Source organism: Hymenobacter ruber (assembly GCF_054783255.1).
Window position 1 is genome coordinate 1,815,229 of sequence record NZ_BAAGQX010000004.1, and the last position, 24,946, is coordinate 1,840,174.

Annotated in this window: 18 protein-coding genes; 15 read left to right on the forward strand and 3 right to left on the reverse strand. The window is 63.5% G+C overall.

Annotated features, from left to right (window positions below; translation table 11 throughout):
• Positions 1-34 precede the first annotated feature (34 nt).
• Positions 35-499, reverse strand: a complete 465-nt coding sequence (locus ACYVM5_RS18295) for a hypothetical protein (RefSeq protein WP_460619535.1) — start codon at positions 497-499, stop codon at positions 35-37.
• A gap of 16 nt (positions 500-515) precedes the next feature.
• On the opposite strand from ACYVM5_RS18295, the gene ACYVM5_RS18300 reads away from it, so the two are divergent.
• The 9 genes from ACYVM5_RS18300 (at position 516) to ACYVM5_RS18340 (ending at position 10,975) form a co-directional block, all read left to right on the forward strand.
• Positions 516-1,121, forward strand: a complete 606-nt coding sequence (locus tag ACYVM5_RS18300; protein ID WP_460619536.1) for a hypothetical protein — start codon at positions 516-518, stop codon at positions 1,119-1,121.
• A gap of 15 nt (positions 1,122-1,136) precedes the next feature.
• Positions 1,137-1,496, forward strand: a complete 360-nt coding sequence (locus ACYVM5_RS18305; protein ID WP_460619537.1) for a hypothetical protein — start codon at positions 1,137-1,139, stop codon at positions 1,494-1,496.
• Positions 1,497-1,609: 113 nt separating this feature from the next.
• Positions 1,610-4,759 carry a DUF5691 domain-containing protein gene (locus tag ACYVM5_RS18310; protein ID WP_460619538.1) on the forward strand — a complete coding sequence of 1,050 codons (3,150 nt, stop codon included), beginning with the start codon at positions 1,610-1,612 and terminating at the stop codon, positions 4,757-4,759.
• A gap of 111 nt (positions 4,760-4,870) precedes the next feature.
• A complete protein-coding gene (locus tag ACYVM5_RS18315) occupies positions 4,871-5,959 on the forward strand; it encodes an ATP-binding protein (RefSeq protein WP_460619539.1) in 1,089 nt (362 codons plus the stop codon).
• 13 nt (positions 5,960-5,972) lie between these two features.
• Complete coding sequence (locus tag ACYVM5_RS18320; protein ID WP_460619540.1) at positions 5,973-6,524, forward strand: restriction endonuclease; 552 nt, start codon at positions 5,973-5,975, stop codon at positions 6,522-6,524.
• Entirely contained in the window at positions 6,508-6,906 is a 399-nt protein-coding gene (locus tag ACYVM5_RS18325) for a hypothetical protein (protein ID WP_460619541.1), read from the forward strand. The genes ACYVM5_RS18320 and ACYVM5_RS18325 overlap by 17 nt, the downstream gene beginning before the upstream one ends.
• Positions 6,907-6,915: 9 nt before the next feature.
• Positions 6,916-9,252 carry a DUF5682 family protein gene (locus tag ACYVM5_RS18330; protein ID WP_460619542.1) on the forward strand — a complete coding sequence of 779 codons (2,337 nt, stop codon included), beginning with the start codon at positions 6,916-6,918 and terminating at the stop codon, positions 9,250-9,252.
• Positions 9,253-9,278: 26 nt separating this feature from the next.
• Positions 9,279-9,854, forward strand: a complete 576-nt coding sequence (locus ACYVM5_RS18335; RefSeq protein ID WP_460619543.1) for a hypothetical protein — start codon at positions 9,279-9,281, stop codon at positions 9,852-9,854.
• A gap of 8 nt (positions 9,855-9,862) precedes the next feature.
• Complete coding sequence (locus ACYVM5_RS18340; RefSeq protein ID WP_460619544.1) at positions 9,863-10,975, forward strand: vWA domain-containing protein; 1,113 nt, start codon at positions 9,863-9,865, stop codon at positions 10,973-10,975.
• Positions 10,976-11,059: 84 nt separating this feature from the next.
• On the opposite strand, the gene ACYVM5_RS18345 is transcribed toward ACYVM5_RS18340, so the two are convergent.
• Positions 11,060-12,148, reverse strand: coding sequence for a winged helix DNA-binding domain-containing protein (locus ACYVM5_RS18345; RefSeq protein WP_460619545.1), 1,089 nt, complete (start codon positions 12,146-12,148; stop codon positions 11,060-11,062).
• A gap of 130 nt (positions 12,149-12,278) precedes the next feature.
• Between ACYVM5_RS18345 and ACYVM5_RS18350 the strand changes: the two genes are divergently transcribed.
• The 4 genes from ACYVM5_RS18350 to ACYVM5_RS18365 all read left to right on the forward strand — a co-directional run bounded on the left by ACYVM5_RS18350 (position 12,279) and on the right by ACYVM5_RS18365 (position 18,925).
• The gene (locus ACYVM5_RS18350; protein WP_460619546.1) at positions 12,279-12,638 is read left to right on the forward strand and encodes a hypothetical protein; all 360 of its coding nucleotides are present in this window, start codon (positions 12,279-12,281) and stop codon (positions 12,636-12,638) included.
• Between the two features lie 83 nt (positions 12,639-12,721).
• The gene (locus ACYVM5_RS18355; protein WP_460619547.1) at positions 12,722-14,713 is read left to right on the forward strand and encodes a DEAD/DEAH box helicase; all 1,992 of its coding nucleotides are present in this window, start codon (positions 12,722-12,724) and stop codon (positions 14,711-14,713) included.
• Between the two features lie 15 nt (positions 14,714-14,728).
• Positions 14,729-15,793, forward strand: a complete 1,065-nt coding sequence (locus ACYVM5_RS18360) for an energy transducer TonB (protein WP_460619548.1) — start codon at positions 14,729-14,731, stop codon at positions 15,791-15,793.
• A 174-nt stretch (positions 15,794-15,967) separates the two neighbouring features.
• Positions 15,968-18,925 (forward strand): sensor histidine kinase, encoded by a 2,958-nt coding sequence (locus ACYVM5_RS18365; protein ID WP_460619549.1) that lies wholly within the window; start codon positions 15,968-15,970, stop codon positions 18,923-18,925.
• A gap of 66 nt (positions 18,926-18,991) precedes the next feature.
• Here ACYVM5_RS18365 and ACYVM5_RS18370 read toward each other — a convergent pair whose 3' ends face one another.
• Positions 18,992-19,627, reverse strand: coding sequence for a response regulator (locus ACYVM5_RS18370; RefSeq protein WP_460619550.1), 636 nt, complete (start codon positions 19,625-19,627; stop codon positions 18,992-18,994).
• Positions 19,628-19,786: 159 nt separating this feature from the next.
• Here ACYVM5_RS18370 and ACYVM5_RS18375 point away from each other — a divergent pair, with 159 nt between their 5' ends.
• Together ACYVM5_RS18375 and ACYVM5_RS18380 are read left to right on the forward strand one after the other, a co-directional pair.
• Positions 19,787-20,989 carry a hypothetical protein gene (locus ACYVM5_RS18375; protein WP_460619551.1) on the forward strand — a complete coding sequence of 401 codons (1,203 nt, stop codon included), beginning with the start codon at positions 19,787-19,789 and terminating at the stop codon, positions 20,987-20,989.
• A 321-nt stretch (positions 20,990-21,310) separates the two neighbouring features.
• Complete coding sequence (locus ACYVM5_RS18380; protein ID WP_460619552.1) at positions 21,311-24,946, forward strand: glycine-rich protein; 3,636 nt, start codon at positions 21,311-21,313, stop codon at positions 24,944-24,946.

Here is a 24,946-nt window from a genome sequence, read left to right on the forward strand (position 1 = left end):
CTTTGGTTGAGCTTAGCCCCGCTGGCCGGCCGGGTTAGCGGGCCGCGCTCAGGCCCACGGGCGATGCCAGCGGGCCTTCCTCGTACATGTTCAGGTAAAGTTTAAGCGGCTGCTTTTGCCCTTTCCAGGTGATGGAGTACACGTCGAGCTGCCCTTCGTTGTCAATACCGCCGTCCCCGATTTTGAAGGCGCAGCAGCTGCCTTCGTGCTCGTACTGAAGCGTTTCGCCCCGGGGCCCCAGCAGGGCATTGAGGTAGCGCTGCTGGTTGCGCACGCCGGCTTCGCGCCCGCCTCCTACCCGCACCGGGTTGTTTGCCGTAAAGCCGTAGGTTTCGTCCTGGCTGGTGGCCTGAATCAGGAAGGGCAGCACGCCGCTGCCGCCTTTTTCGTAGAGCCCTTCCGATGCCGCACCGCCGTAAGTGGGCGGCGTTTTCGGCCGGGCCGTTTCGCAGCTCCACACGCTCAGCGCCCCGAGCAATAAGAGGCTGCCTTTTTTCATTAGTTGAATTTCCTTCATGCGTACTTCCTTGTTGTTTTCCTGGGTTGACAGTTTGCAAATAACCACCCGCCGCCAATTGTTTCGCACCCTGGCCCTCGGTGGCGGCCTTATGTTGAGCGTAGCCACGGCTGCCCAGACTCCGGCCCTCACGCCCGATTCGCCCCTGCCCGGCTTGCTGGCCGAGCGCAAAACCCTGACCGACCGCTACCGCGAAGCCAGCGCCCAGCGCCACAGCCTGTTCGGCAACAAGCCCTCCAAAAAGGACCTGCAGGAAGTGGTCGATGCCCTGCAAGGCATCGTGGACAAGGACCAGCAGATTGTGGACGTGCTTAACCGCACCGCCCAAGCGGCCACTACCACGTCGGCCCGCCTGGCCGCCACCACCACCCACCTCGAAACCAGCTCGCGCGACGACCGCAACCTCACGGCCCAGCGCCTTTCGGAGCTCAGCAACGAAACCGAAAACCTGCGCCAGCGCGAAAAGCAGCAGCTGGCCCGCCAGCGCGACCTCGAAGCCGAAGTGGCCGAAGCCAAGCAGGGCCATTTCGTGCGCGATGCCCTCATTGCGGGCCTCGCCGTGCTGTGCGTGGGGCTGGTAGTGGCGCTGCGGCGGCGCAAGTAGGCGTACTTTCGGGGCATGTCGGCCACCTTTCCGTTTCAGCTCGCTCCCGCCCCGCCCCCCATTTCGCCCGAATACCAGCTGGTGATTTTTGCCGATGTGGGCGGGCTGGAGGACTACTACGCGCTGTTTCAGCACTTCGGCTTCGGCGGCACGCCGGCTTCGTGGGCCGAGCACCTCGAAACCATTGTGGAAGAGCACTGCCCCGCGCTGCTCGATGAGATAGAATTTGCCGAAAGCGGCCAGACGTTTGTGGCCTACGCCAGCAGCCCGGCCCTGGCCGACCAGTTTCTGGCCTGCGTGCTGCCGTATTTCGGCTCGCTGGCGCTGCTGCGCAAGTACCTGAGCCAGGCCGACCCGGGCGATTTTTTCGCGTAGGCAGTGGCACGTGCTTTAGCTTGTGCCATGGCCTGATTGCCCGTGCTTGAATTGCGTCGGGATGCGCAAGCTGAAGCATGTGCTACATACATTTGGGACCTGCCCCGCCCCGCATGATTTCCTACTCCGAAGCCCAGGCCCTCGCCCTCATCACCGACCCCGGCACCCTCAAACGAGGCCAGGAGCTGCTGAAACCCGCCAAATGGTCCAGCCTGGGCCGCACCGATACGGCCGCCTGGGGCGACTGCGCCGGCAGCGGCAGCAAGCCCTACCGCACCGGCATCGACCTGACGGAACCGGCTTTCAAATGCAGCTGCCCCAGCCGCGTTTTCCCGTGTAAGCACGGTGCGGGCCTGCTGCTGCTCATGGCTCGCCAGCCGGAGCTTTTTGGCGGCAGCACCCCACCCGCCTGGCTGGAGGAATGGCTGGAAAAGCGCCAGCAAACGCAGGAGAAAAAGGCAGAAAAACCTGCTGCTAAAGCCCCCAAAACACCCGCTGTAAAGGCGGAGCTGCTTGCTGGTGCCGATTCTCCGGGCGCTGCTTATCCGGAAACGCTGCCGGATGGCGAGACCGCCGGAACAGCTGTTTCCACCACCCCGGCCGTCGACCCCAAGCGCCTGGCCCGCATGGGGGCCGGGGCCGAAGACTTCGTGGCCTGGCTCGAAGACCTGATGCGCGCCGGCCTGGCTTCGCTCGACAAACAGCCGGCCAGTTTCTGGGAAAGCCAGGCCGCCCGGCTGGTTGATAACCAACTACCGGGCCTAGCTGCCACGGTGCGCGAGCTGGCCACCCTGCGCCACGCCCACGCCGACTGGCCCACGCGCCTGCTGGGCCGCCTGGGCGAGCTGTACCTGCTGGCCCGCGCTTTTCTTAACCTGCAGGGGCTGGGTTCCGAGGCCCGCGCCGAGGTGCTTCAGCAAGTCGGCATTAACCTGAAAAAAGAGGACCTGCTCGCCACCGCCGCCCCCGTGGCCGACTCCTGGCGCGTGCTGGGCCAGTTTCGCTGGGACGAGGACCGCCTGACGGCCCGCCGCACCTGGCTCCACGGCCGCAATACTGGCCAAACGGCGCTGGTACTGGAGTTTTCCTTCGGTGGCCAGCCTTTCAGCACGCCCTTTATTCCCCACGGCACTTATCTGGGCGAATTGGCTTTTTACCCCGGCCTGCTGCCGCTACGGGCCGCGCCGGTCAATGTCAGGTTTGATGGCACGGTGCCTGCGGGCGTGGTGCCTGCCGGCCAGTCCATCAGCCAGCTGCTCGACGACTATGCCCATGCCCTCGCCCGCCAGCCCTGGCTGCGCGAATGGCCCGCCACGCTCACGCAGGTGCTGCCCGCGCCCCTGCCCGACGGCCGCTGGCTGCTGCACCACGCCATTGAGCCCGGCGTTTTGCCGCTGCGCCTGGTTGATGAAAATTTTGGCTGGCAGCTGCTGGCCGAAAGCGGTGGCCAGCCGATTTCGCTCTTTGGCGAGTGGGACGGGCAGGCATTTCGGCCGCTCAGCAGCTGGGCTTCCAGCGCCTCACCATTCGCTTCTTCTCCTGGCTCCCTTTCCGACGAAGAAAAAGAATCTACGCACGCGGCTCAAGAATTAGCAGACTCTCTCTATTCAATGGAAATGGGGCCGGAGGGTGCAGCGAGAAACGGCGCCTCCACCTGGCCCCAATCGGCTCAACTTCTACGCGTGGCCCTGCTCGGTACGCGGCAAAGCGGCGAGCCCATTCCCACCTTCCCGACTACTGCTGAAACACCCGAACAACAGCTGCTACTTGCCGCCGGCACGCTGGCCCTGATGCAAAAAGCCGGTTACCAACCGGCCGCGCCCACAGGGCCGCAGTTCGCGCCCGCGCCGCCCGAGCTGCTTCCGACCGTTGGCCCCAGAGGCAGCAGCCACCTGCACCAGATGCTGGTCAACTCGCTGCACCTGGAGCTGCTGCCCGACTACCTCACCCGCCTGGCCGGCCGCGACTTGCTGGTGCCGCCAGCACTGCTCGTGCCGCTGCTGCACCACGCCACGCGCTCCGCCGAAACCCGCGCCGCGCTGGGGCCGGTGCTAGGCGCGCGCGGCCACTGGCTGGCTGGCCTAAACCCCGAGTGGGCCAAGCTGGCTGATAAAACGGCCGCCATTGCCCAGGCAGATACCGGCGTGAGTATCTGGGAAACCGGCACGACGCCCCAACGACTGGCCTGGCTCACGGAGCGCTTCAGCCAATCGCCCGACGAAGCCCGTGCCCTGCTCCTGGCCGCCCTGCCCGCCGAGCCGGCCAAAATGCAGGAAGCCCTGCTTGATATTCTGGCCCGGCACCTGCACCCCGATGCGGAGCCCGTGCTCGAAGTCCTCCTAAAAGCCCGGGGGCAGGATGTGCGCCGCCTGGCAACTGAATTGCTGGTGCAAATTCCCGGCGCGGCGCTTACCGAGCGGCTCTGGGCCCGCGCCGCGCCACTCATCACGGCCAAACGCAAGCTGCTGGGCCTGGGCAAACCCACGCTCGAAATCACCCTGCCCACCGCCTGGGACAAATCCTGGCTACTCGATGGCATTGAAGAAAAAAACGGGCGTTTCGAGTACCGCATCAGCAACAATGCGGGCAACCAAGCCACGTTGGGCCCGGCCGCCGGCCGCCTCGGCAACCTAGTGGGGCTGCTGCCACCCCGGCGCTGGACCGCCCACCTGGGCCTCACGCCCGGCGAACTGCTCGCAGCCGCGCTGGCCTCCGAGTGGGCACTACTCCTGCTACCCAGCTGGGCGCACAGTACCCTGCTGCACCGTGACACCGCTTTTGCCAGCGCCTTCCTGAAGCTGTGGCAGGAGGAGTTGCCCGCTTTGGAAAAAGCCAGCTGCGCCCGCAGCATCGATTGGGGCCGGCTGGCCGCCCTGCTGCCGGCGACCGAGCAACGCACGCTCCTGCTCGCGCCTACCATCGAACGGGTACGCCGCCAGCAGGACGATTGGGCCCTGGGCCTGAGCTTCGTGCCCGCGCCCTGGCCCCGTGCCCTCAGTGCCGCCGTGCTCGAAACCATTGCCCGCCAACTCACCAAAACGGCCGTGCTCTACGAATTCAACGCGCCGCCCTACAACCTACGCCAGTTGGCTTGGCTGCTGCCCCAAACCGTGGCCCCCAGCCTCGCACCGGCCGATGCCGCCTGGGCCATTCAGCAGATCGAAGCCATCGAGCAGGCCCACTCGGTTTTTCAGCCCCAGCTCCATACGTTTGTCGATACCCTGCGCTTCCAGGCCGGTTTGGAATCGTCGCTGAACGAGTAGAGACGTGACACTTCGCGTCTCGTCGTTGAACGACCGAAACCCACACAGTTTAAACAACATCAGCAACGACGAGACGCGAAGTGTCGCGTCTCTACAAATGCCAACCAAACCATGAGCCCCACCCTGCTCCGCCCCCACGCCGAAGACCTCTACGCCGAAGAGCTGGCCGCTCTCAAAGCCACCGACCAAACCCGCCCCAAGCCGCCCGGCTGGCACCTTTCGCCCTGGGCCGTCGTCACGTATCTGCTGGGCGGCAAGCTCGATAACGGCTTTGAAATCGAGCCCAAATACATCGGCCAGCGGCGGCTGATGGAAATTGCCGTCGCCACCCTCGCCACCGACCGCGCCCTACTGCTGCTCGGCGTGCCCGGCACGGCCAAAAGCTGGGTGTCGGAGCACCTCACCGCCGCCATCAGCGGGCACACCAACCTGCTGGTGCAGGGAACCGCCGGCACCGCCGAAGACAGCCTCCGCTACTCCTGGAACTACGCCCGCCTGCTCGCCGAAGGCCCTTCCCTGACTGCCCTAGTGCCCAGCCCGCTCTACAAAGGCATGGAAACCGGCCAGCTCGTCCGCATCGAAGAGCTCACCCGCATCCCCTCCGACGTGCAGGACACGCTGCTCACCATGCTCTCCGAAAAGGTGCTGCCCATCCCCGAGCTCAGCACCGAAATCCAGGCCCGGCAGGGCTTCAACGTCATCGCCACGGCCAACGACCGCGACCGCGGCGTGAACGAGCTCAGCAGCGCCCTGCGCCGCCGCTTCAACGCCGTGGTGCTGCCCCTGCCCGCCACCCTGGCCGAGGAAGTCCACATCGTGCAAACCCGCGTGGCCAAGCAGGGCCAGGCCCTGCAGCTGCCCGTGGAGGCCCCCGCGCTGGAGCAAATCAGCCGCCTCGTCACCATCTTCCGCGAGCTGCGCCAGGGCGTGACCGACAACGGCAAAACCAAGCTGAAGTCGCCCAGCGGCACCCTGAGCACCGGCGAGGCCATCTCCGTGATGAACTCCGGCCTGGCCCTGGCCGCCTACTTCGGCGACGGCACCCTGCGCGCCCACGACCTGGCCGCCGGCCTCACCGGTGCCGTCATCAAAGACCCTGCGCCCGACCGTGTGGTCTGGCTCGAATACCTCGAAACCGTAGCCAAGGAACGCGAGGGCTGGAAGGATTTGTATAGGGCGTGCCGGGAGGTAGTGGAGTAAGGCTGGGTTGACTATGATAGTGCCAGAAGATATAAACGCAGACATCTCACCACGTGAGTTCGAAGAATTAGTGAGAGATTATTTAATTCAGCAAGGAGAACCTTTGAAATCCTTTGTTGCGACACACGATATAAAGCTGAAAGGGCCCGATGGTGAATACCAAATAGATGTATTTGCAGAATTCGAATACCTAGGAGTTAATTTCAAAGTGCTTGTGGAATGCAAAAGATATTCATCTAGAATAAAGAGAGAAGCCATACAAATACTGTATGATAAATTGCGGGCCATAGGTGCGCAAAAAGGGATTTTATTCTCAACTAGCGATTTTCAGGAGGGGGCCCGCAAATATGCGAAAGCGCATGGCATTGCATTAATTAGAGTTATCGAAGGCCGATACACTTATTCCACTAAGAGCCATGGCGCACAACATTTCCAAGTGCCTGACTGGGTTAATTTTCCCAAATATGTTGGGGAATTTAAAAACGGAAGTGCAGTCACTTATCTACAAAAAGGTTGTCTTGAAAATTTAAACGCATTTCTATTCGGTGATGACTCCAGAATTTGACGCCGTGCCTAAATTATACTGGACAGCGGTAGCTAATGTCGTTGCTGAACGCCTATATGGTCCTGAGGGAAAAGAAATCCGAACTGGTACCAAACATTTCAAACCCGGCGCAAAGGTTTATATTATTGACTGGTTTCCAGGAATGTGTGATGCTGTGACAGTGATAGGGCACCAACGAAAGTCAAAACAGTTGATGAAGTTAGTGATGAGGGTAAATACGCTTTTGCGGTTTCGACCAAAAATTTGCTATTCCCCCGCAATCACTCGACTTATTGAAGAACATTTTGCGGATGAAGGCGGTCCAAACAGATTGACCAAAGAATTTGCCGAACAGTTGTGCGAGGTCTTGCCAAAGTGGCAGGCCCCGGGACAGGCTTCTTAATTACCTACCATGCCCACCGACCTCCGCCTGTTCGGCATCCGCCACCACGGCCCCGGCAGCGCCGCCAGCCTCGTGGCCGCCCTCGAAGTCTTCCGGCCCGACATCGTGCTGCTGGAGTGCCCCGCCGATGCCGAAGCCGCTCTGGCCACCGCCACCCACCCGGAGCTGGTGCCGCCGGTGGCGCTGCTGGTATATAATCCCAAACAGCAAGGGCAGGCTTCGTTTTTGCCGTTCGCGGAGTTCTCGCCGGAGTGGCAGGCGGTGCAGTGGTGCGCCCGTAATGGGGCGCACATGCGGTGCATGGATTTGCCTATGTCGTTGCGGTTTGGGATGCGGGATGAGGTGGCGGAACTGACGCCCGCTGGAACCTCCCCCCCTGACCCCTTCTCCAAAAAAGGGGGAACACCGGCTCGCGAGAACGATTATTATGCTGAACCTGACCAAAGCAATACCGGTGCCCCCTCTCTTTTGGAGAGGGGGTCAGGGGGGGAGGTTTCGCTTGAGGTAGAGCCCGACACTGACCCCGTCGCCTACATCGCCCGCCTGGCCGGCTATACCGACTCCGAGCAGTGGTGGGAAACCCACCTCGAACACGCGCCCGGCAACGCCGACACCTTCGCCGTGGTGCTGGATATGATGACCGCCCTGCGTGAGGAGCTGCGCCACCCCGAAACCGAGGAAACCCTGCTGCGCGAGGCATTCATGCGCGAAACGTTGCGCGCCACGCTGGCCCAGGGCTACCCGCGCGTGGCGGTGGTGTGCGGCGCTTGGCACGCCCCTGTTTTGCAGGCCGACCTGTTCAAAAAGGAAGATAAAGCCCGGCTGAAAGGCCTGAAGAAAGTCGCCACCGAAACCACCTGGATTCCGTGGACCTATGAGCGGCTGTCATTCAGCTCCGGCTACGGCGCGGGCGTGCTCTCGCCGGCCTGGTACGAGCTGTTGTTTGCCCAGCCGCGGGCCGAAGTCCTTACGCATTGGATGGTGCAGGCCACCCGCCTGCTGCGCGGGCAGGACGTGGACGCCTCCTCGGCCCACGCCATTGAGGGCGTGCGGCTGGCCGCGGCGCTGGCTGCCGTGCGCGGGCTGGCGCTGCCAGGTATTGATGAGCTGCAGGAAGCCGCCGTGGCTATTCTGGGCGGGGGCTATGCCGAACCGCTGGCCCTGGTGCACAAGGAGCTGGTGATTGGCGTGAAGCTGGGCGAGGTGCCGGCCGGGCTGCCCGCGACGCCATTGCAGCAGGACCTGGCCCAGCAGCAAAAGTCCCTGCGTCTCAAGCCCGAAGCCATTGCCAAGCCGCTTGACCTCGACCTGCGCCAGCCCGCCCAGCTCGACCGCAGCCACCTGCTGCACCGCCTGCGCCTGCTCGACATTAATTGGGGCGAGCCCGAGGAAGTGGCCGGCAAAAGCGGCACCTTCCACGAAATCTGGACGCTGGAATGGGAGCCCGAAATGGCCCTGGCCGTGATTGAGGCCGGCCGCTGGGGCAACACCGTGCTGGCCGCCGCCGCTGCCCGCGCCACCGCCCGCGCCGCCGAAGCGACTACTTTGGAAGCCGTGAGCACCCTGCTCGAAGAGGCACTGCACGCCGACCTCGGGGCGGCCATTCCGGCGCTGGTGGCGCGCCTTGAAACCATCGGGGCCGACACCCGCGACGTGACCCACCTGCTGGCCGCCCTGCCCCCGCTGGCCCAGGTGTTGCGCTACGGCAACGTGCGCCGCACCGATACCGCCCAGGTGGCCCAGGTGGTGCACCAGTTAGTGCCGCGCCTGTGCATCGGCCTCCCCGCCGCCTGCACCGGCCTGGATTACGAGGCGGCCAAGTCCCTTTTAGCCCGCATCGAAGCCACCCACCAGGCTATCAGGCTGCTGCAAAACGAGGCCCATGAAGCCGACTGGTACGCCGCTCTGGCCGCCGTGCAACGCCACGCCGCCACCAACGGCCTGCTGGCCGGAGCCGCTGCCCGCCTGCTCTTCGACGCCCAACAAGCCGGCCCGGAAGCTACCGCCACGGCCCTCGGCCTGGCCCTGGCCCCCGCCCAGCCCACCGACTACGCTACCGCCTGGATTGAGGGCTTTCTGCGCGGCTCGGGCCTGCTGCTTATCCATCATCGCGAGTTATTCGACCTGCTCGACTCCTGGCTGAGTGAACTGAACGAGGAGACGTTCCGCGAAATCGTGCCCCTGCTGCGCCGGGCGTTCACCGACTTCTCGCTGCCCGAGCGGCGCCAGATTCTGGAAATTGCCAGTTCAGATGCCGCCGCGCCGGTAGCGGCCTCGGAGGTTGATTTTGACTGGGAGCGCGGGGCGCGGGTGCTGCCGGGGCTACGGGTGTTGCTGGGCGTTTGAGTTGGGAATAATGTTAGGAGTTAATCATGTTTGATTTTTTTAAAACCGTTTTCGGGCGACCCGAACTGACACTGGTGGGCCCATTGGAGCAACAGCTTCGCACAGTTTCAATCACGGGCAGGGTTGCCTATTGCATTTGCTGTCTGGAAACGGCTTTCGCCGCCGAAAATATTAACCTAACCGACGTTCAGCCTCTTTTATCGTGCCTCTGGGATTTTACCAGCAACCCGGATTTAAGCAGATGGGAAGAAAAGGCAGTGGATTTTTATTCGGAATCCATTTTAGTAGACCAAGCTGAAACTCACCTCGCACCCTCACAGATTCAACGACTAAAAGAGGTTTATTATGCTCTTTCTCCCAAACTCCTTGCTTGCATTGATGAAACAATTGAGGTTGGCCGCGGAAATCTGTATGCTGGGGTGGTTGGTTATAGCGAATGCACACTTGCGCCAACAATGCATATCGTCCGATTTATGATTGAAAAGGGCTATCACCTTCCTCCGATTGAAAAATTTCTTTGCTCGCCTTTTAAAAAGACGACATGCACGGTTGGGGCAAAAGACTTGACCGCAGCTTCTTCTAGTAAGCCACTTAAGTTTTAATCTCCCATATGTCCGCCACCCCCACCCGCTGGAAACTCGTTCTCGGCAGCGCCGCCGATGCGGAAAACAACGTGCAAATGCCGCCCGACTACGGCCGCATGGACGACGTGCTCACCGCCCTCTACGACGGCGACAAGGCCGAGCGCAAGGCCGGCCTGGGCGGCTCGGCGCCGCGCGTGAGCCGCTGGCTGGGCGATATCAGGGAGTACTTTCCCACCGAGGTGGTGGCCATTATGCAGCAGGACGCCATGACGCGCCTGGGCCTGAATCAACTGCTGCTGGAGCCCGAGATTCTGCGCACGGTGCAGGCCGACGTGCACCTCGTGGGCACCCTCATGTCCCTGAGCCGGGTGATGCCGCAGAAAGCCCGGGCCACCGCCCGCGAGGTCATCACCAAAGTGGTGCGCGAGCTGGAAAAAAAGCTCAGCAACCCGCTGCGCCAGGCCGTGCAGGGCGCCCTGAGCCGGGCCGTGCGCAACCCGCGCCCGCGCTACCACGAAATCGACTGGGGCGCGACCATCAAAGCCAACCTCAAACACTACCAGGCGGCGCACAAAACCATTATTCCGGAGCGGCTGGTGGGTTTCGGCCGGCGCGGGCAGGCGCTGAAGGAGATTGTGCTCTGCGTAGACCAAAGCGGCTCCATGGCCTCGTCGGTGGTGTATGCGGGCGTGTTCGGGGCGGTGCTGGCTTCGCTGAAAGCGGTGAAGACGCACATGGTCGTCTTCGACACGGCCGTGGTGAACCTGAGCGAAAACCTGCACGACCCGGTGGATTTGCTCTTCGGCGTACAGCTCGGCGGCGGGACCGACATCAACCTGGCCCTCAGCTACTGCCAGCAGCTCATCACGCGCCCCACCGATACCATCCTCGTTCTCATCACCGACCTTTACGAAGGCGGCAATGAAAAGGAAATGATAAAGCGCGCCGCCGCCCTCAAAGCCGCCGGCGTCAACATCGTGGTGCTACTAGCCCTGAGCGACGACGGCGCCCCGAGCTTCGACCGGCGCGTGGCCGAGCAGCTGGCGGCACTGGAGATTCCCAGCTTCGCCTGCACCCCGGCCAGGTTTCCGGAGCTGATGGCCAGGGCCATTCAAGGGCAGAAGCTGGAGGTACTGTAGCGCGGACGCTGCGAGTCTGCGCATGGCCCGGACGACGTACCGGCTCTGCCAATTGCTTGCCGGGCGGATTTATTCTCAGCGTGACTAACTGCCCTTTTCGACCCGGAATCCGCCCAACGGCAAACCCAGAAACCCGGCGTATTGCCGGGCTGCATCGACCACAGCGTCCGCTTCCAGCACCTCGCCGAAGAAGCTCGCCACTACCTCCACCGCCCCCTTTTTAACGGCCCGCCGCCAGGTGCCCACTATTTGCCCATCCATCACCACCATGGGCTTGAACACGCCGTTGCCGCCGGGCACTACTTTTGCCGCGCGCTCCGGTGCCAGCACCGCCCGCCGGTCTTTGTAGCCCAGCAAATACTCATCGAAGCCCGGCAGCAGCTGCACGGCATTGGCCGCCGAAGTGGTGGAGGTTTCACCGGCGGCAACCCAATACAGTTGCGCTTCCACTTTTTCTGAAACCAAGCCGGGCTGCGCGGCTTCAAGGCCCTGCCGGGCATCGGCGAGGGTGAGGCCGGCCCAGTTGGCGAAGTCGTGCACGGTGGCCGGGCCGTGGCTGCGGAAATAGCGCCCGGCTAGCTCGGCCAGGCCTTCGGCGCGGTTGAGTTGTCGCGCATTCGGGGCCCTCTCGTCCAGCAGCACGAAGGTTTGCTGCCGCTCCAATAGCGGCCCGAAGCAGATGTGCCCCAATTGCGCCGTGTGGCCCAGCAAATGGTAGCCGCGCTGCCCCTGCGTGCTAATGCCGGCTTGTTCCAGGGCCAGCATCATCTCGGCTCTAGTTAGCCGTCGGCCGCCGCACAGCGCGTCGTAAAACACCGTCTTGCTGCGCTCGACGGTGGCCTCGTCAAGTTCCAGTTGGCGCAGGCGGGCGGTGAGGCCGCGTAGCACCCGAGGCGCCAACAGTTGCACCATCCAGGCGGCGTCTTCGGCCGGCACCAGGTGTATGGTGCCCCGCATGGGCCAGGTGAGGACGAGTTGCCCGTCGGCCAGAGCTTGCTCCACGGCGGCCAGCGCGGGAAGTTGCATGCGCAGGCCCACCGCCCACACGGCTTGCCCGTAGTCCTGGGCTTGCAGCGCTCCCATCCAGCGGGCCACGGCGGCTGGGTCGGCGCACTTGCGACCGGCAATGCGTTGGTTCAGCAGCCGGAGCCGGGCAATTTCGGGATGGGTCATGATGGTGTACGTTAGGGTAGCTGGGGTAATCACGAAGTTTATGCGCAGACGCCGACCTTTGCCAGGCAATGCTTTTGCCAGCGTGCCAATTATTCCAGCCAAATTGCTGCTGGCCGAAGCTTGAGAAATTATGGATAAATATTTCCCTTTCAGCATCATGTTTGCGAATGGCAAATTGCATGGTTCACCAGAGCAGATGTATCAGATTGTGGCTGATTTTGACTCGCCAGACTTAACAGCCTATAAGGCGCTTTTTGAAAAATATAGCCCAGCAGTAGGACTAATTTCTATTATTAATATAGTGGCGCTGATTATTGAAAGCAGTTCTCCGAATTTGGCTGACCATATGGACTTTGATGAAGAGGGATTTCAGGTAGATATGTATGCTGACAGCGAAGAGGCAGTCCAAGAATTCGCTTCAGTAGTTTGCCCCACGTTTCAAGACCTTGAAGAACTGAAACGTTATGTTCGCAAAGTAGCCGACGAATAAACTCCTGCTTCTTTCCAGCGCTTTTGGCCACTCATTTCCCCATTTCGTTGTTACCATTCACAACGAACCCAACCCGATTTCTTTTGTCCGATACCTCCCCCACTTTCGCCCCCGTCGACCCCTACGCCATCGAAAAAGAGCTGCGCCAGGTGCAAGCCCTGATGAAGCTGGAGCAGCAGGAAGACCTGGAGCAATTCAAGCTCAAAAACGCCAAGGCCAGCATTCAGGAGCGGCAGCAGCGCGGCCTCACCTGGTACCCCGTCACCATTTCGCAGGAAGAAATTGGCTTCGGCGGCAAGGTGGTGCTGGAGCTGGAGCGGCCCGCCGGCCAGCAGGGCCTGCACCTGTTTCAGGTGGGCAAAAATGCCTCGCTGTTTGGCAACGTGCCCGGCCGTTCGGCCACCGACCGGCCCACCCTCAGCGGCGTCATCACCAGCGTGCGGCGCAATAAGCTGCTGCTCGCCACCACCAAGGAAGACCTGCCCGACTGGGTAACCGAAGGCCATAAAATGGGCATCGACCTCACCTTCGACGAGGTGAGCTACCGCGAGATGGACTACGCTTTGGGCAAGGTGATGGGCGCCTACGGAGACCGCCTCGCCGAGCTGCGCGACATTCTGCTAGGGGCCAAGGAAGCCCGTTTCCGCGAAGAGAAAGCCACCGATTTATTCTATCCCAGCCCGCTGAACGACTCGCAGCTGGCCGCCGTGCGCCACGTGATGGCCGCCAAGGACGTGGCCATCATCCACGGCCCGCCCGGCACCGGCAAAACCACCACGCTGGTGCAGGCCATTCTGGAAACCATCCGGCGCGAGCGGCGCGTGCTGGTGTGCGCCCCGAGCAACACGGCCGTCGATTTGCTGACCGAAAAGCTGGCCGAGCGCGGCGTGAACGTCATTCGCATGGGCAACCCCTCGCGGGTTTCAGACTTGCTCTTGGAGCACACCCTCGATGCCCAGGTGATGAACCACAAGAGCTACAACGAGATGCGCTCGATGCGCCAGACGGCCGACCAGTACCGCGAAACGGCCAGCAAGTACGTGCGCAACTTCGGCTACGAGGAGCAGCAGCACCGCCGCCAGCTGAAGGAAGAAGCGCGGATTCTCTTCCAGCAGGCCGACGACCTGGAGCGCTATATCACCGAAGATTTGCTGGAATCGGTGCAGGTGATAACGTGCACGCTGGTGGGCGCCAGCAACCGCAACATCCGCCACCTCACCTACGAAACGGTGTTTATTGACGAAGCCGCCCAGGCGCTGGAGCCGGGCTGCTGGATTCCGATTGCCAAGGGCAACCGCGTAATTCTGGCCGGCGACCACCACCAACTCCCGCCCACCGTGAAGAGCGACAAGGCCGGTGCCCTGCGCGAAACGCTGTTCGAAAAAGCCATCAAGCGCCAGCCCGCCACGGCCCGCATGCTCACGGTGCAGTACCGCATGCACGAGCAAATTATGCAGTTCAGCTCCGACCAGTTCTACGACGGCAAGCTGGTGGCCTACGAAACCGTGGCCCACGCCGGCCTCGACGCCTACGACCTGCGCTTCGCCCCCGACCTGCCCGTCGAATTCCTCGACACTGCCGGCTTCGGCTTCCAGGAAATCACCATCCCCGAAAGCCGCTCCACCGCCAACCCCGAAGAAGCCGACCTGCTCCTCAAGCGCCTCGCCCAGCTCCTCGAACCCTACGACCCCGCCGACCACGAGGAAGACCCGCTCAGCATCGGCGTCATCGCCCCCTACCGCGCCCAAATCAATTACCTGAAGGACGCCATCGAGGAAAACGACGAGCTAAGCGGCTTCATGCTGCACCGCCAGCTCAGCGTGGGCACCGTGGATTCGTTCCAGGGCCAGGAACGCGACATCATCGCCATCACCCTCACCCGCAGTAACAACCACGGCGAAATCGGCTTCCTGAGCGACATCCGCCGCATGAACGTGGGCATGACTCGGGCGCGGAAAAAGCTGCTGCTCGTCGGCGACTCTTCGACGCTGAGCGCACACCCGTTTTTCAAGGCGCTCATTGAGTACGTGGAAAGCATCGGCGGCTACCGTACCGCTTGGGAATTGCAGGATTAAATCTCCATCCGCGTAATGCCCACCGCTGCCGAACTTGCGCTGCTGAAGTATTCAACAGCTGCTCGTGGCATGAACAATTTTATCCGCATTTTCATCTTCCTTTTGTTCACTACGCTCATACCGAGCATTGAAGTCTGGGGGCAGTCCACTCCGCAATTATTACTCGGTTCGTGGGTAAAAACACGTTTAGAAGCTAAAACCGGCGCGGAACTACCCATTACTTTCCGTTCCAAGCGGAGCTACCTGCGCTTTGCCTTTTATAAAAATGGCAAAGCCTTTAAAAGCACTGATTTCAAGGACAAGGGCTATCCAATGACGTACAATGTCAAAGGCAATGCCCTTGTTTTTGGCATCAACACCTACACCATTGAAGCAATAGATAGCGTGCACCTGGTTCTGCTGGAAGAAGCAAGAAATGGCTACGATGAGCCATCGGTTCGCTATACATTCACACGGGAAACCATCTACCAAAACAGCTTGCCAGCGGACCAGGAAACCGCCGTTTTTCGCCGGGGCAAGCTCATTTACAAGGAAAGCGAAAAGGCAACGCCGGAGCTTCTGGCAAAGTCGTCTTTTTCTGATTTCCTGCACGACAACATGAGCGTGCTACAGGAATCAGCCAAAGAAAACGGCTTTTTCGTGGCCAGCTTCGTGGTGTTGCCCTCGGGCAAGCTGGATACTATTCAAATCCACAAAGGCCGGAATGAATTATTCGACCGGCAATTCGTCAAAGCGGTTCAACGAACAGACGGTTTATGGAAACCGGCCATGATTGATGGCCAGCCGGTTGCAGTAGAGAAAGAAATCCGGTTCCGGTATTTCACTTTTGCTAGCATGATGGATTATAGCAGAAAATATGATATGGGAATTAAATTGAAAACCCAGAGAGAATATGAGTCTGCAATAGTGTTTTTATCGGCCTGTATTCAGCTTGACCAATTCGATATTGACGCCTATTATCATCGCGCCATTTGCTACAAAGAGAATAGCCAATTGCAAAACGCCTGTACCGATTGGCAACGAGTAAAATCGCTAGGTTCCCGAGATGCTGATGACTGGCTTGCCAAATTCTGCAAATAGCCATTAGTCATCACGCGGCGCTGCCGGGCCATCCGGCAGGCAACGGTCCATCGGCATTTCCTGCCATTAATGGGCTTCGTTGTAGTTGGGGCAATTTGTTACGTCACGAGCAAATAAGCGCGTGGGCGAGTAACGCCATGGTCGTTATTTTCGCGCTGGCTTTTTCTGTTGCCCGTGCGTCGAATCTTGTTTTTGCTGCTGATTGCACTGAGCACGGCTGGTTCAGGCCGTGCCCAGACGTGGCAGCGCGACCCGCTGCTGGGCCGCCTGCTCATTCATGAGCTGGTGCAGGACCCTGCCGGCCTGCTGTGGGTGGCTGCCGATGAAGGCGTGTTTCGCTACGATGGCTACGAGCTGGTACCCCTGCCCGCCCTCACTTCCCGGCCCAACCAGGCCGGCATTGGCTACGCGCAGGCACTGGTGTTTGACACGCAGCAAAACCTGTGGATTGGCAGTGCCAACGGTTTGTTTTGCCTGCGCGGCCGCGAGCTCACACGCGTTGCGCTGCCGGAACAGGGCGCAGTGCCGCCGCGCATTTACGCCCTGGCGCAGCACCCGCGCTCGCATGATATTTGGGTGAGCTACGACAACCACCTGGCCTACTTGCCGGGCGGCCGGCTGCCCGCGCGGCTGGTGGCCACGCCCCTGCGCGCACCGGCCACCTGGCTGCGGCCCGACGGCACGGCAGATATGTGGCTGGTTTCGGTGCTGCACGAGCTGGCCCACGGTTCGCCGACGACGGTCGCGGCGGTGCCGGTGCGCACCTATTTGGGAGAGCTGCAGCCCGTGCCCGGCACCCAGCCCCTGCAGCTGGTGGGGTCGAATGCGCTGTACGAAGCCCAGCCAAATGGCGACCTGCGCGAAGTGCGGCGCTGGCTGCCGGGGCCCAATGTCAACAATTTCAGCCCCGGCACCACGCCCCGTAGCTGGCAATGGGTGGTGGCCCGCCAGTTTGTGGAGCTCACCTGGACCGCTGGCCAGCGCCTGCCCACCGTGGCCCTGCACCCCGTGGCTTTTGAGCGCGAAGGCCAGCTCAGCCGGCAATATGCCGTGTACACCGACGCCAGCGGCCTGCGCTGGAGCGCCAGCCCGGGCCAGCGCGGCTGCTTCAAGGAGCGGGCCTCCGCTACGGGCATCGACATGCTGCCCACCCGGCCGCTGCGCAGCTACAGCACCCGCGCCATCGGCCGCCTGCCCGATGGCCGGCTGCTGGTGGGCGCCTACGGAGCCACCTTGGTGCAGGCGGCCGACAGCCCCCGCGCGCCCCTGCGGCCCCTGCCCCTCACCGAAGCCGGCCGCCCCACCGATGCCGTGCTGCTGGACGTGGCCACCACGCCCGCCGGGCAGGTATTTTTCGCGGAAGAAAACCATGCCTTTGGACAGCTAAACCCGCGCACCGGGCAGGTAACCCGGCTGCCGTGGGCCGGAACCGCTCCCGAATTCACGGCCAGCGTCTGCCTACTGCGTGACCGGCGCGGCCGGCTGTGGGGCGGCACCACCCGGGGCCTCTACGTGCTGGATGCAACGAGCCGCCAGGCCCGGCCCTACCCCGACTCGGCCGTGGCCCGGGCGCTGGCGGGCCAGGAGATTCAGAAGCTCGCGGCCGGGCCGGATGGACACCTCTGGCTGGCTACAAAGCACGGTCTCTACTGCCTCAACCCCGCCACCAATGCCCTTGACCATTACGGCCCCGCCGAAACCGGTCCCCACCGCTTCCCCGCCGACGACGTTCTCTGCCTCTGGCCCACGCCTGAAGGCACCGTGTGGGCCGGCACCCGCGACCAGGGCCTCCTGCTGCTCGACCCCGCCCGGGGCGTGGTGCAGCGCCTCACCACCGCCAGCGGCCTGCTGAGCAACACCGTGGGCACCCTGCTGCCCGGCGGCCCCGATGAGCTGTGGGGCGGCACCTACGCCGGCCTGCTACGCTACAACGTGCGCACCCGCCACCTGAGCGTGCTGACCGAAGAAGACGGCTTGGCCGATGCCGAGTTCAACCGCCTTTCGGCTTGGCGCGAGGCCGACGGCACCCTGCTTTTTGGAGGTGTGGGGGGCGTGTGCCGCGTGCGGCCGGCTCCTACGCCCAGTATTTTGCCCCGCCCCCCGCGCCTGCTGCTCACGGCCTACACCCAGCACCTGAGCGCGCTGGACACCACCCGTACCACCTACCTGGCCGGCGACAAAGCGCCCACGCTGGTGCTGGCCCCGCACGATGCTTTTCTGGAGCTGAACCTGGCCCTGACCGACTATCTGGCCCCGGAGCGGGCCCGCTTTCAGTACCGCCTGCAAGGCAGCGGCGATTCGCGCTGGCGGGCGCTGGGCACCGCTCACGTAGTGGCGTTGCAGGGCCTGCCCGCCGGTGAGTACGTGCTTGAAATGCAGGGCGTCTCGGCCCGGGGCGAGGCGGCGCGCAACCACCTGCGTGTGCCGTTGCGGGTGCAGGCGCTGTGGTGGCGGCAGCCCTGGGCCTGGCTGCTGGCGGTGGCGGTGATCGCGGCCGGGCTCTACGTCATTCACCGCCGCCGGCTGGCACGGGTGCGGCACAATGAGCGCCTGCGTAGCCGCATTGCCGCCGATTTGCACGACGAAGTGGGCACGCTGCTTACCCGCGTGAGCATGCAGGCCGAGCTGCTGCACCAGTCTCAGCCCGGCCCTAACCCGGCCTTCGACCGCCTGCTGACCAACAGCCGGGCCGCCGCCGGCACCATGCGCGACATCGTGTGGGGCATCGATGCGCAGTCGGATACCGTGGGCGCATTGCTCGACCGCATGCGCGACCACCTCGACCAATCTGCCGCGCCCGCCGGCCTCGACACCCACCTGACCACCAACGGCCTGCCCGACGCGCTGGCTCTGCCCCCGGAGCTGCGCCAGCACCTCTACCTTGTCTTCAAGGAAGCCGTGACCAACGCTGCCCGCCACGCCCGCCACGCCACCGACCTGTGGGTGAGCCTGACCCGCGCCAACGGCCAGCTCCGCCTCGAAGTGCACAACAACGGGCAGACGGCCGGCACCTCGCGTAGCGGCATGGGCCTGCGCAGCATGCGCCAGCGCGCCGAGGCCCTGCGCGGCAGGTTGGAGGCCGGGCCAGAGCCGGAAGGCGGCTTCCGGGTACGGCTGGTGGTGCCGTTTTAGGCGAGCGGAATCAGTCCGCGCTTACCCGTCATGCCATGCATGACCGATGGAATGCCTTTTCCCTACCTACAGATGCCCCCGCGCGTGCCGGCTCACCAGCTCGGTGCGGCTGGTGACTTGCAGCTTCTTGTAGATGCGCTTGACGTAAGTGCGCACGGTTTCGACCGACAAATCGAGCCGGGCGGCTACTTGCTTATCGCCCAGACCGTCGATGATTGCCAGCACCACGTCGCGCTCCCGGGTCGAAAGCAAATCGGGCTGCACAACGGGCGAGGGCTTGAAATGGGCCAGTACTTTGCGGGCCACCGCGCGGCTCATGGGCGCGCCGCCCCGGTGCACTTCGAGCACGGCAGCCTTCAGCTCTGGCAAAGGCGTGTTTTTGAGCACGTAGCCACTGGCCCCGGCACACAGGGCCTGGTAAATGCGGTCGGCATCGTCGAACACGGTTTGCATGAGCACGTCGGCATCGGGCAGGCGCTGCTTGATGGTGGGCAGGGCTTCGATGCCGCTCAGGCCGGGCAGGTGAATATCGAGCAGCACCACCTGGGGCAGCAGGAATAAATCGGGGAGCTGGCGCAGAAAGCTTTCGACCGAGTCGGCCACCAGTACGCAGTCAAATTCGGGCTGCTGGCACAGGTAGCCCTGCAGCAGCTCGCGCACCTCGGGGTCGTCTTCGACCAGGGCTAACCGGATGGGTTTCATGATGGCAAAGGTCGGCCGCCGGAAATGGCCGGCCAACCCATGCCTACCCCCCAAATGCGGTACACGCCTGCTTGCTATCGCCATAAACGCCCCCGCTAGGTTTGCAGTCGCATCGACCTGCTGCTCAGGCCCATTTCTCTCATCTCTTTTCCTAATCCTATGAAGAAGCACTTTACGCTGCTGTTTTCCTCGCTGCTGACGCTGCCCGCGCTGGCCCAAACGCCCATTACGCTCACCCAGGCCACCTTTCCGGCCTCGGCTGGCACCCTGGAGCAATACCAGGACGCGACCATCCCCGGCGGCGTGGCCAGCCCCACCACCGGGGCCAACCAGGCCTGGGACTACCGCACGCTGGGTGCCAGCGGCGCACCTTACAGCGTCGCTTACCTGCCTGTGCCGGCCAGTGGCGGCATCGCCGGCGCGCAGTGGACGCGGGCGCGCCAGGCCGTTTTCGGCACCATTGCCTACAACTACACGGCTTACCTGAGCCTGGCCGCCACCGGCCGCATGGGGCTGGGCCGCACCGTGCCGCGTCAGGCCACTTCCATTCGGGCAAGCACCGGCGGGGCCAACGACTCGCTGGTTATCAATGCGCAGACGGCCCGCTATGGTGCCGGTACGGCCGGCATTGTCGATTTTCCGCTGCCGCTCACGGCGGGCAGCCGCAACCAGACGTTTTTCCGGTTTGGCGTGACGGGCACCATTACGGCAGCGGCAGCGGGGCTCAACCGCACGCCGTTCCGCATTGTGCAGCGCTACACGTATGTAGATTCTGTAGCGGGTTGGGGCACGGTGCGCATTCCGGTGGCGGGTCGCAGCACGGGCTCGAACCCGCTGCCGGCGCTGCTGGTGCGCAGCCGCGTACTGCGGCAGGACAGCGTGTACCTGAACGGCTCGCCGGCCCCGGCTGCTCTGCTGGCAGCGTTTGGCATCACGCAGGGGGCCATTTCGGTGACGGCCTACGATGCTTTCTGGCGCACAGGCTCGGCCCAGCCGCTGCTGGAGCTGTACTACCCCAACCGCCAGTACGCCATCCCCAACTTTGCCGACTATTCCACCGAAAGCACCGTGCTGGCCACCCGTGCCTCCTCACCCCTGGCCGAAAACTGGCAGGCCTGGCCCAACCCGTTGGCTGCCGGGCAGGCGTTGCAGCTGGCGCTGCCGGGCGCGCTGCCCGGCCAGCCGGTGCAGCTCACGATTCAGGACGCGTTGGGCCGGGCCGTACTCAGCCAGGCGCTGCCGCTGACGGGAGTCGGAGTCACGCTGCCCGCCACGGCTACCGAAGCCCTGCGGCCGGGCCTGTATCGGCTCACGGTGCGCCAGGGCGCTCAGCAGGCCACCAGCCGGCTGCTGCGCGAGTAGCCTAGCTCAATGTGACAGTAATTGGCTGTCATCCTGAGCGCAGCGAAGGACCTTATCACGCCAGAACAGCTTGCCCGAACGTGATAAGGTCCATCGCTGCGCTCAGGATGACAAGAGAATCAATTAAACAGGTTCAACAACGCCGCTTCAGCATCTGGAGGGGCGTTGCTTTTTTCGGGCAGTTCAATTCTCTAAACCGATACCCCCAATTGCGGTACAGGCAAAAATTGCGGCCGGCCGGGAGCGGCGGGAAGTTTGTATCAGGAATCAGTGCGCGGTATCAGGTCCGGCTGATTACCCTGGCTTTACACCTTCTTCCCTATGCGCAAACTTTTACAGTATTCGCTGGCGCTGAGCGCCGCCCTCGCCCTCCACCACACGGCCCGCGCCCAAACCACAGGCGGCGTGGGCATTGGCACCGCCACGCCGGCGGCCTCGGCCCTGCTGGATTTGACCAGCACCACCCGGGGCCTGCTGGCTCCGCGCATGACGGCCACGCAGCGCACGGTCATCGTGAGCCCGGACGCCGGCCTGCTGGTGTACCAGACCGATGGCGTGCAGCCGGGCTTCTGGTACTACACCGGCGCGGCCTGGACCTACCTCAGCCCCAATGCTGCCGGCGACAACCTGGGCAACCACACCGCCACCCAGAACTTAAATCTGGGAGCCAACAAGCTCGTCGGCAACGGCGGGACGCAGGGCCTGAGCATCAGCGCCAGCGGCCAGGTGGGCCTGGGCGGCGTAGCCCCCACCAACTGGCTTGATATTCAGGGCGAGGCCCGCTCGGGCACCCATGCCACCGGCCGGCCCCTGTACATCACCGGGGCCTTTGACCAAGCTGCAAACGGGGTAGAAATCCGGCATTCGAATGCGACGCAAGGCGTGGGCATTGGCTACAACTCCCTCTACGCGGCCGGTACCAACACCAACCAAAATCTGAACCTGCTGCCCAAGGGCACGGGCAGCGTGGGCATTGGTACTGTCGACCCGGCCGCGTCGGCGCTGGTGGATATGACCTCGAGCAGCAAGGGGATGCTGCCACCGCGCCTGACCCAGGCTCAGCGCGACGCTATTCAGAGCCCGGCCACGGGCCTGACGCTGTACAACATCAACGCGGGTCGGCTCAATACTTACAACGGCTACAGTTGGACGGAAGCGGTGCAGAACGTGACGCCGGGCACCGCGCAACTCACCTTTAATTATACGGGCAGCTCGCAGACCTTCACCGTGCCGCGCGGCGTGACCAGCCTGCAGGTGGACATGGCCGGGGCACAGGGCTACCAGCCCTGCCCCGGCTGTTACCCTTTCCCCTCGGGCTCGGGCGGGCGGGTGCAAGCCACGCTGGCCGTAACGCCGGGCCAGGTGCTTACCATTGAGGTGGGCGGCAGCATCGCCACTGGCTATACCACTCAGGCCGGTGGCTACAACGGCGGCGGCGGCGGTGCCAGCCCCGGCGGCGGGGCCACCGATATCCGCATCGGCGGCACGGCCCTCACCAACCGGGTGCTGGTGGCGGGCGGCGGCGGCGGCGCGTTCAGCACCTATAACCGCAGCAGCCGGGGCGGGGCGGGCGGCGGCCTCACCGGTGGCAACGGCGGTGGCTCGACCGGCGGCACGCAGGCGGCGGGCGGACAGGATGCCGGCGTGCCGTTCCAGTACTGCTACTGCTCGCCCACGGCCGCCGGGCTGGGAGTAGGTGGCGGCGTGGGCGGCGGCTCCTACTACTCGGCCGGTGGCGGCGGCGGCTACTACGGTGGTGGTGGCGGCTACGATGGCTCCGGCGGCGGCGGCAGCTCGTATGCCGACCCCACCCTGGCGGCCAGTGTCATCCACACCCAGGGCTACCGCAACGGCAACGGCTACGCCATCATTTCCTTTGCGCAGGCCCCCGAAGCGCCCAATCTGAGCCTGAGCAACGCCACGGTGTCGCAGGCGGCGGGCAGCGTTATCTATAGCGACGGCACGAAGCTGGCCGGCAACGCCGGGCAGCTTTATTGGGATGATGCCGGCACCCGCCTGGGCATTGGCACCAGCAGCCCGCAGGCCAAGCTGCACGTGGCCGGCTCGGCCCGCGTGGATGCGCTGGCCGGCGGCGGCACCCGCATGGTGACCACCGACGCCAACGGCACGCTCGCGGCCCAGGCTGTGCCGGTTGATAACGACGCGCAGCAGCTCAGTATCAGCGGCTCGACCATCAGCCTCACCAACGGTGGTGCGGTAACGGTGCCATCTTCGGCCGACAACCTGGGCAACCACTCGGCCACCCAGACGCTGACACTGAACGACAACCTGCTACGCCTGCGCGGCGGCACCGACAACCTCCACGGCCTGCAATACCAAAGCGGCACCGATGGCCCGGCCCTTTTTGGCTACAACGGCGGCGTATTGGGCTACAACAAGGGCGACGGCAATGGCTTCATTACGGCCCTGCGCTGGGCCAACAACGGCTACGTGGGCCTCGGCGACGGCCTCGCTTCGACCCCGCTCAATCGCCTCGACATCCGCATGGAGCCCCGCGGCGGCGGCCACGCCACCGGCCTGGCGCTGTACGTGACCGGCCCCTTCAACGAGGCGAGCAATGGCGTGGAATTCCGCCACACCAACGCCACGCAGGGCGTGGGCATTGGCTTCAATTCCCTCTACGCGGCCGGCAACAATACTAACCAGCACCTCAACCTGATGCCCAAGGGCACGGGCGGCGTGGGCATTGGTACCACCACGCCCGGCGCTTTGCTCGACGTAAACGGCGTGGCGATAGTGCGCGGCAGCGTGAATTTCGGGGCTACCGTCCGGCAGATGATTAACCTGTTCAACGGCGATTACGGCATCGGTGTGCAGGGCGGCACGCAGTATTTCCGCACCGGCGAGGCCTTTGCCTGGTACACCGGCGGCACGCACAACGACAACCAGTTCAACGCCGGCGGGGGCACCACCCAGATGGTGCTCAAAGGCGGCCAACTCGGCATCGGCACCTCCAGCCCGATTGCGGCGCTCGACGTGGCCGCCGGCTCCGTTCACCTGCCCGGCGACTCGTGGATTAATTACTTTGGCGACAACAAGAACTACCTGCGCGGCACCACCGTCATGGCCGATAACGGCGGCCTAGTGGGCATCGGCACGGCCAGCCCGTCTTTCCCGCTCGATGTGCAGAGCACCGCGACGCCGGGCAACTACTCGTATGCCTTCTACGCCTACAGCGGCGGCCCTTACACCGGCTCGACAGGCAGCAGCACGGGGGCGGTCAGCATTCGGGCAACCGGCCGGGTTATCGCGACCGAGTTTAATGCCACTTCCGACCGCCGCCTCAAAAACGTCATCGGCCTTTCAGATAACGCCGCCGATTTGACGTTGTTGAACAAGCTGCGCATCACCGACTACACCATGCGCGACCGGGCCGTCTACGGCCAACGCCAGTTCAAGAAAGTCATTGCCCAGGAAGTAGAGCAGGTGTTTCCGCAGGCCGTGCAGCAGCACAGCGGCTTCCTGCCCGACGTGTACGTCAATGCTGTTTCGGCGGAATTACAAGCCGATTCGCTGCTCGTGCTGACCCTGCCTGCCGCGCCGGCCACGGCCGCCAAAGCGGGTCAGCGCATCAAGCTTATCACCAAGACCGGGGAAGTTATTGGTACCGTGAAAGCGGCCAGCGGTAATAGCCTCACCTTGCGCGGGGCACGGCAATTGGCCGGTCAGGAAGTCTTTGTCTTCGGTCTCGAGCACACCGATGTGCGCACCGTCGACTACGAAGCCCTGTCGATGCTGAACGTGAGCGCCACCCAGGAGCTGGCCCGCAAAGTAGCCGTCCTCGAAGCCCAAAACGTCGCCCTGCGCCAGCAGAGCCAGCAGCAGCAGCAGGCCCTGCACACCCTACAAACCGAAACCACCGCCACCACGGCTAGCTTCAGCGAGCGCCTGAAGGCGCTGGAAAATATGCTGGGTGCCAAGGCCGAAGCGAAATAA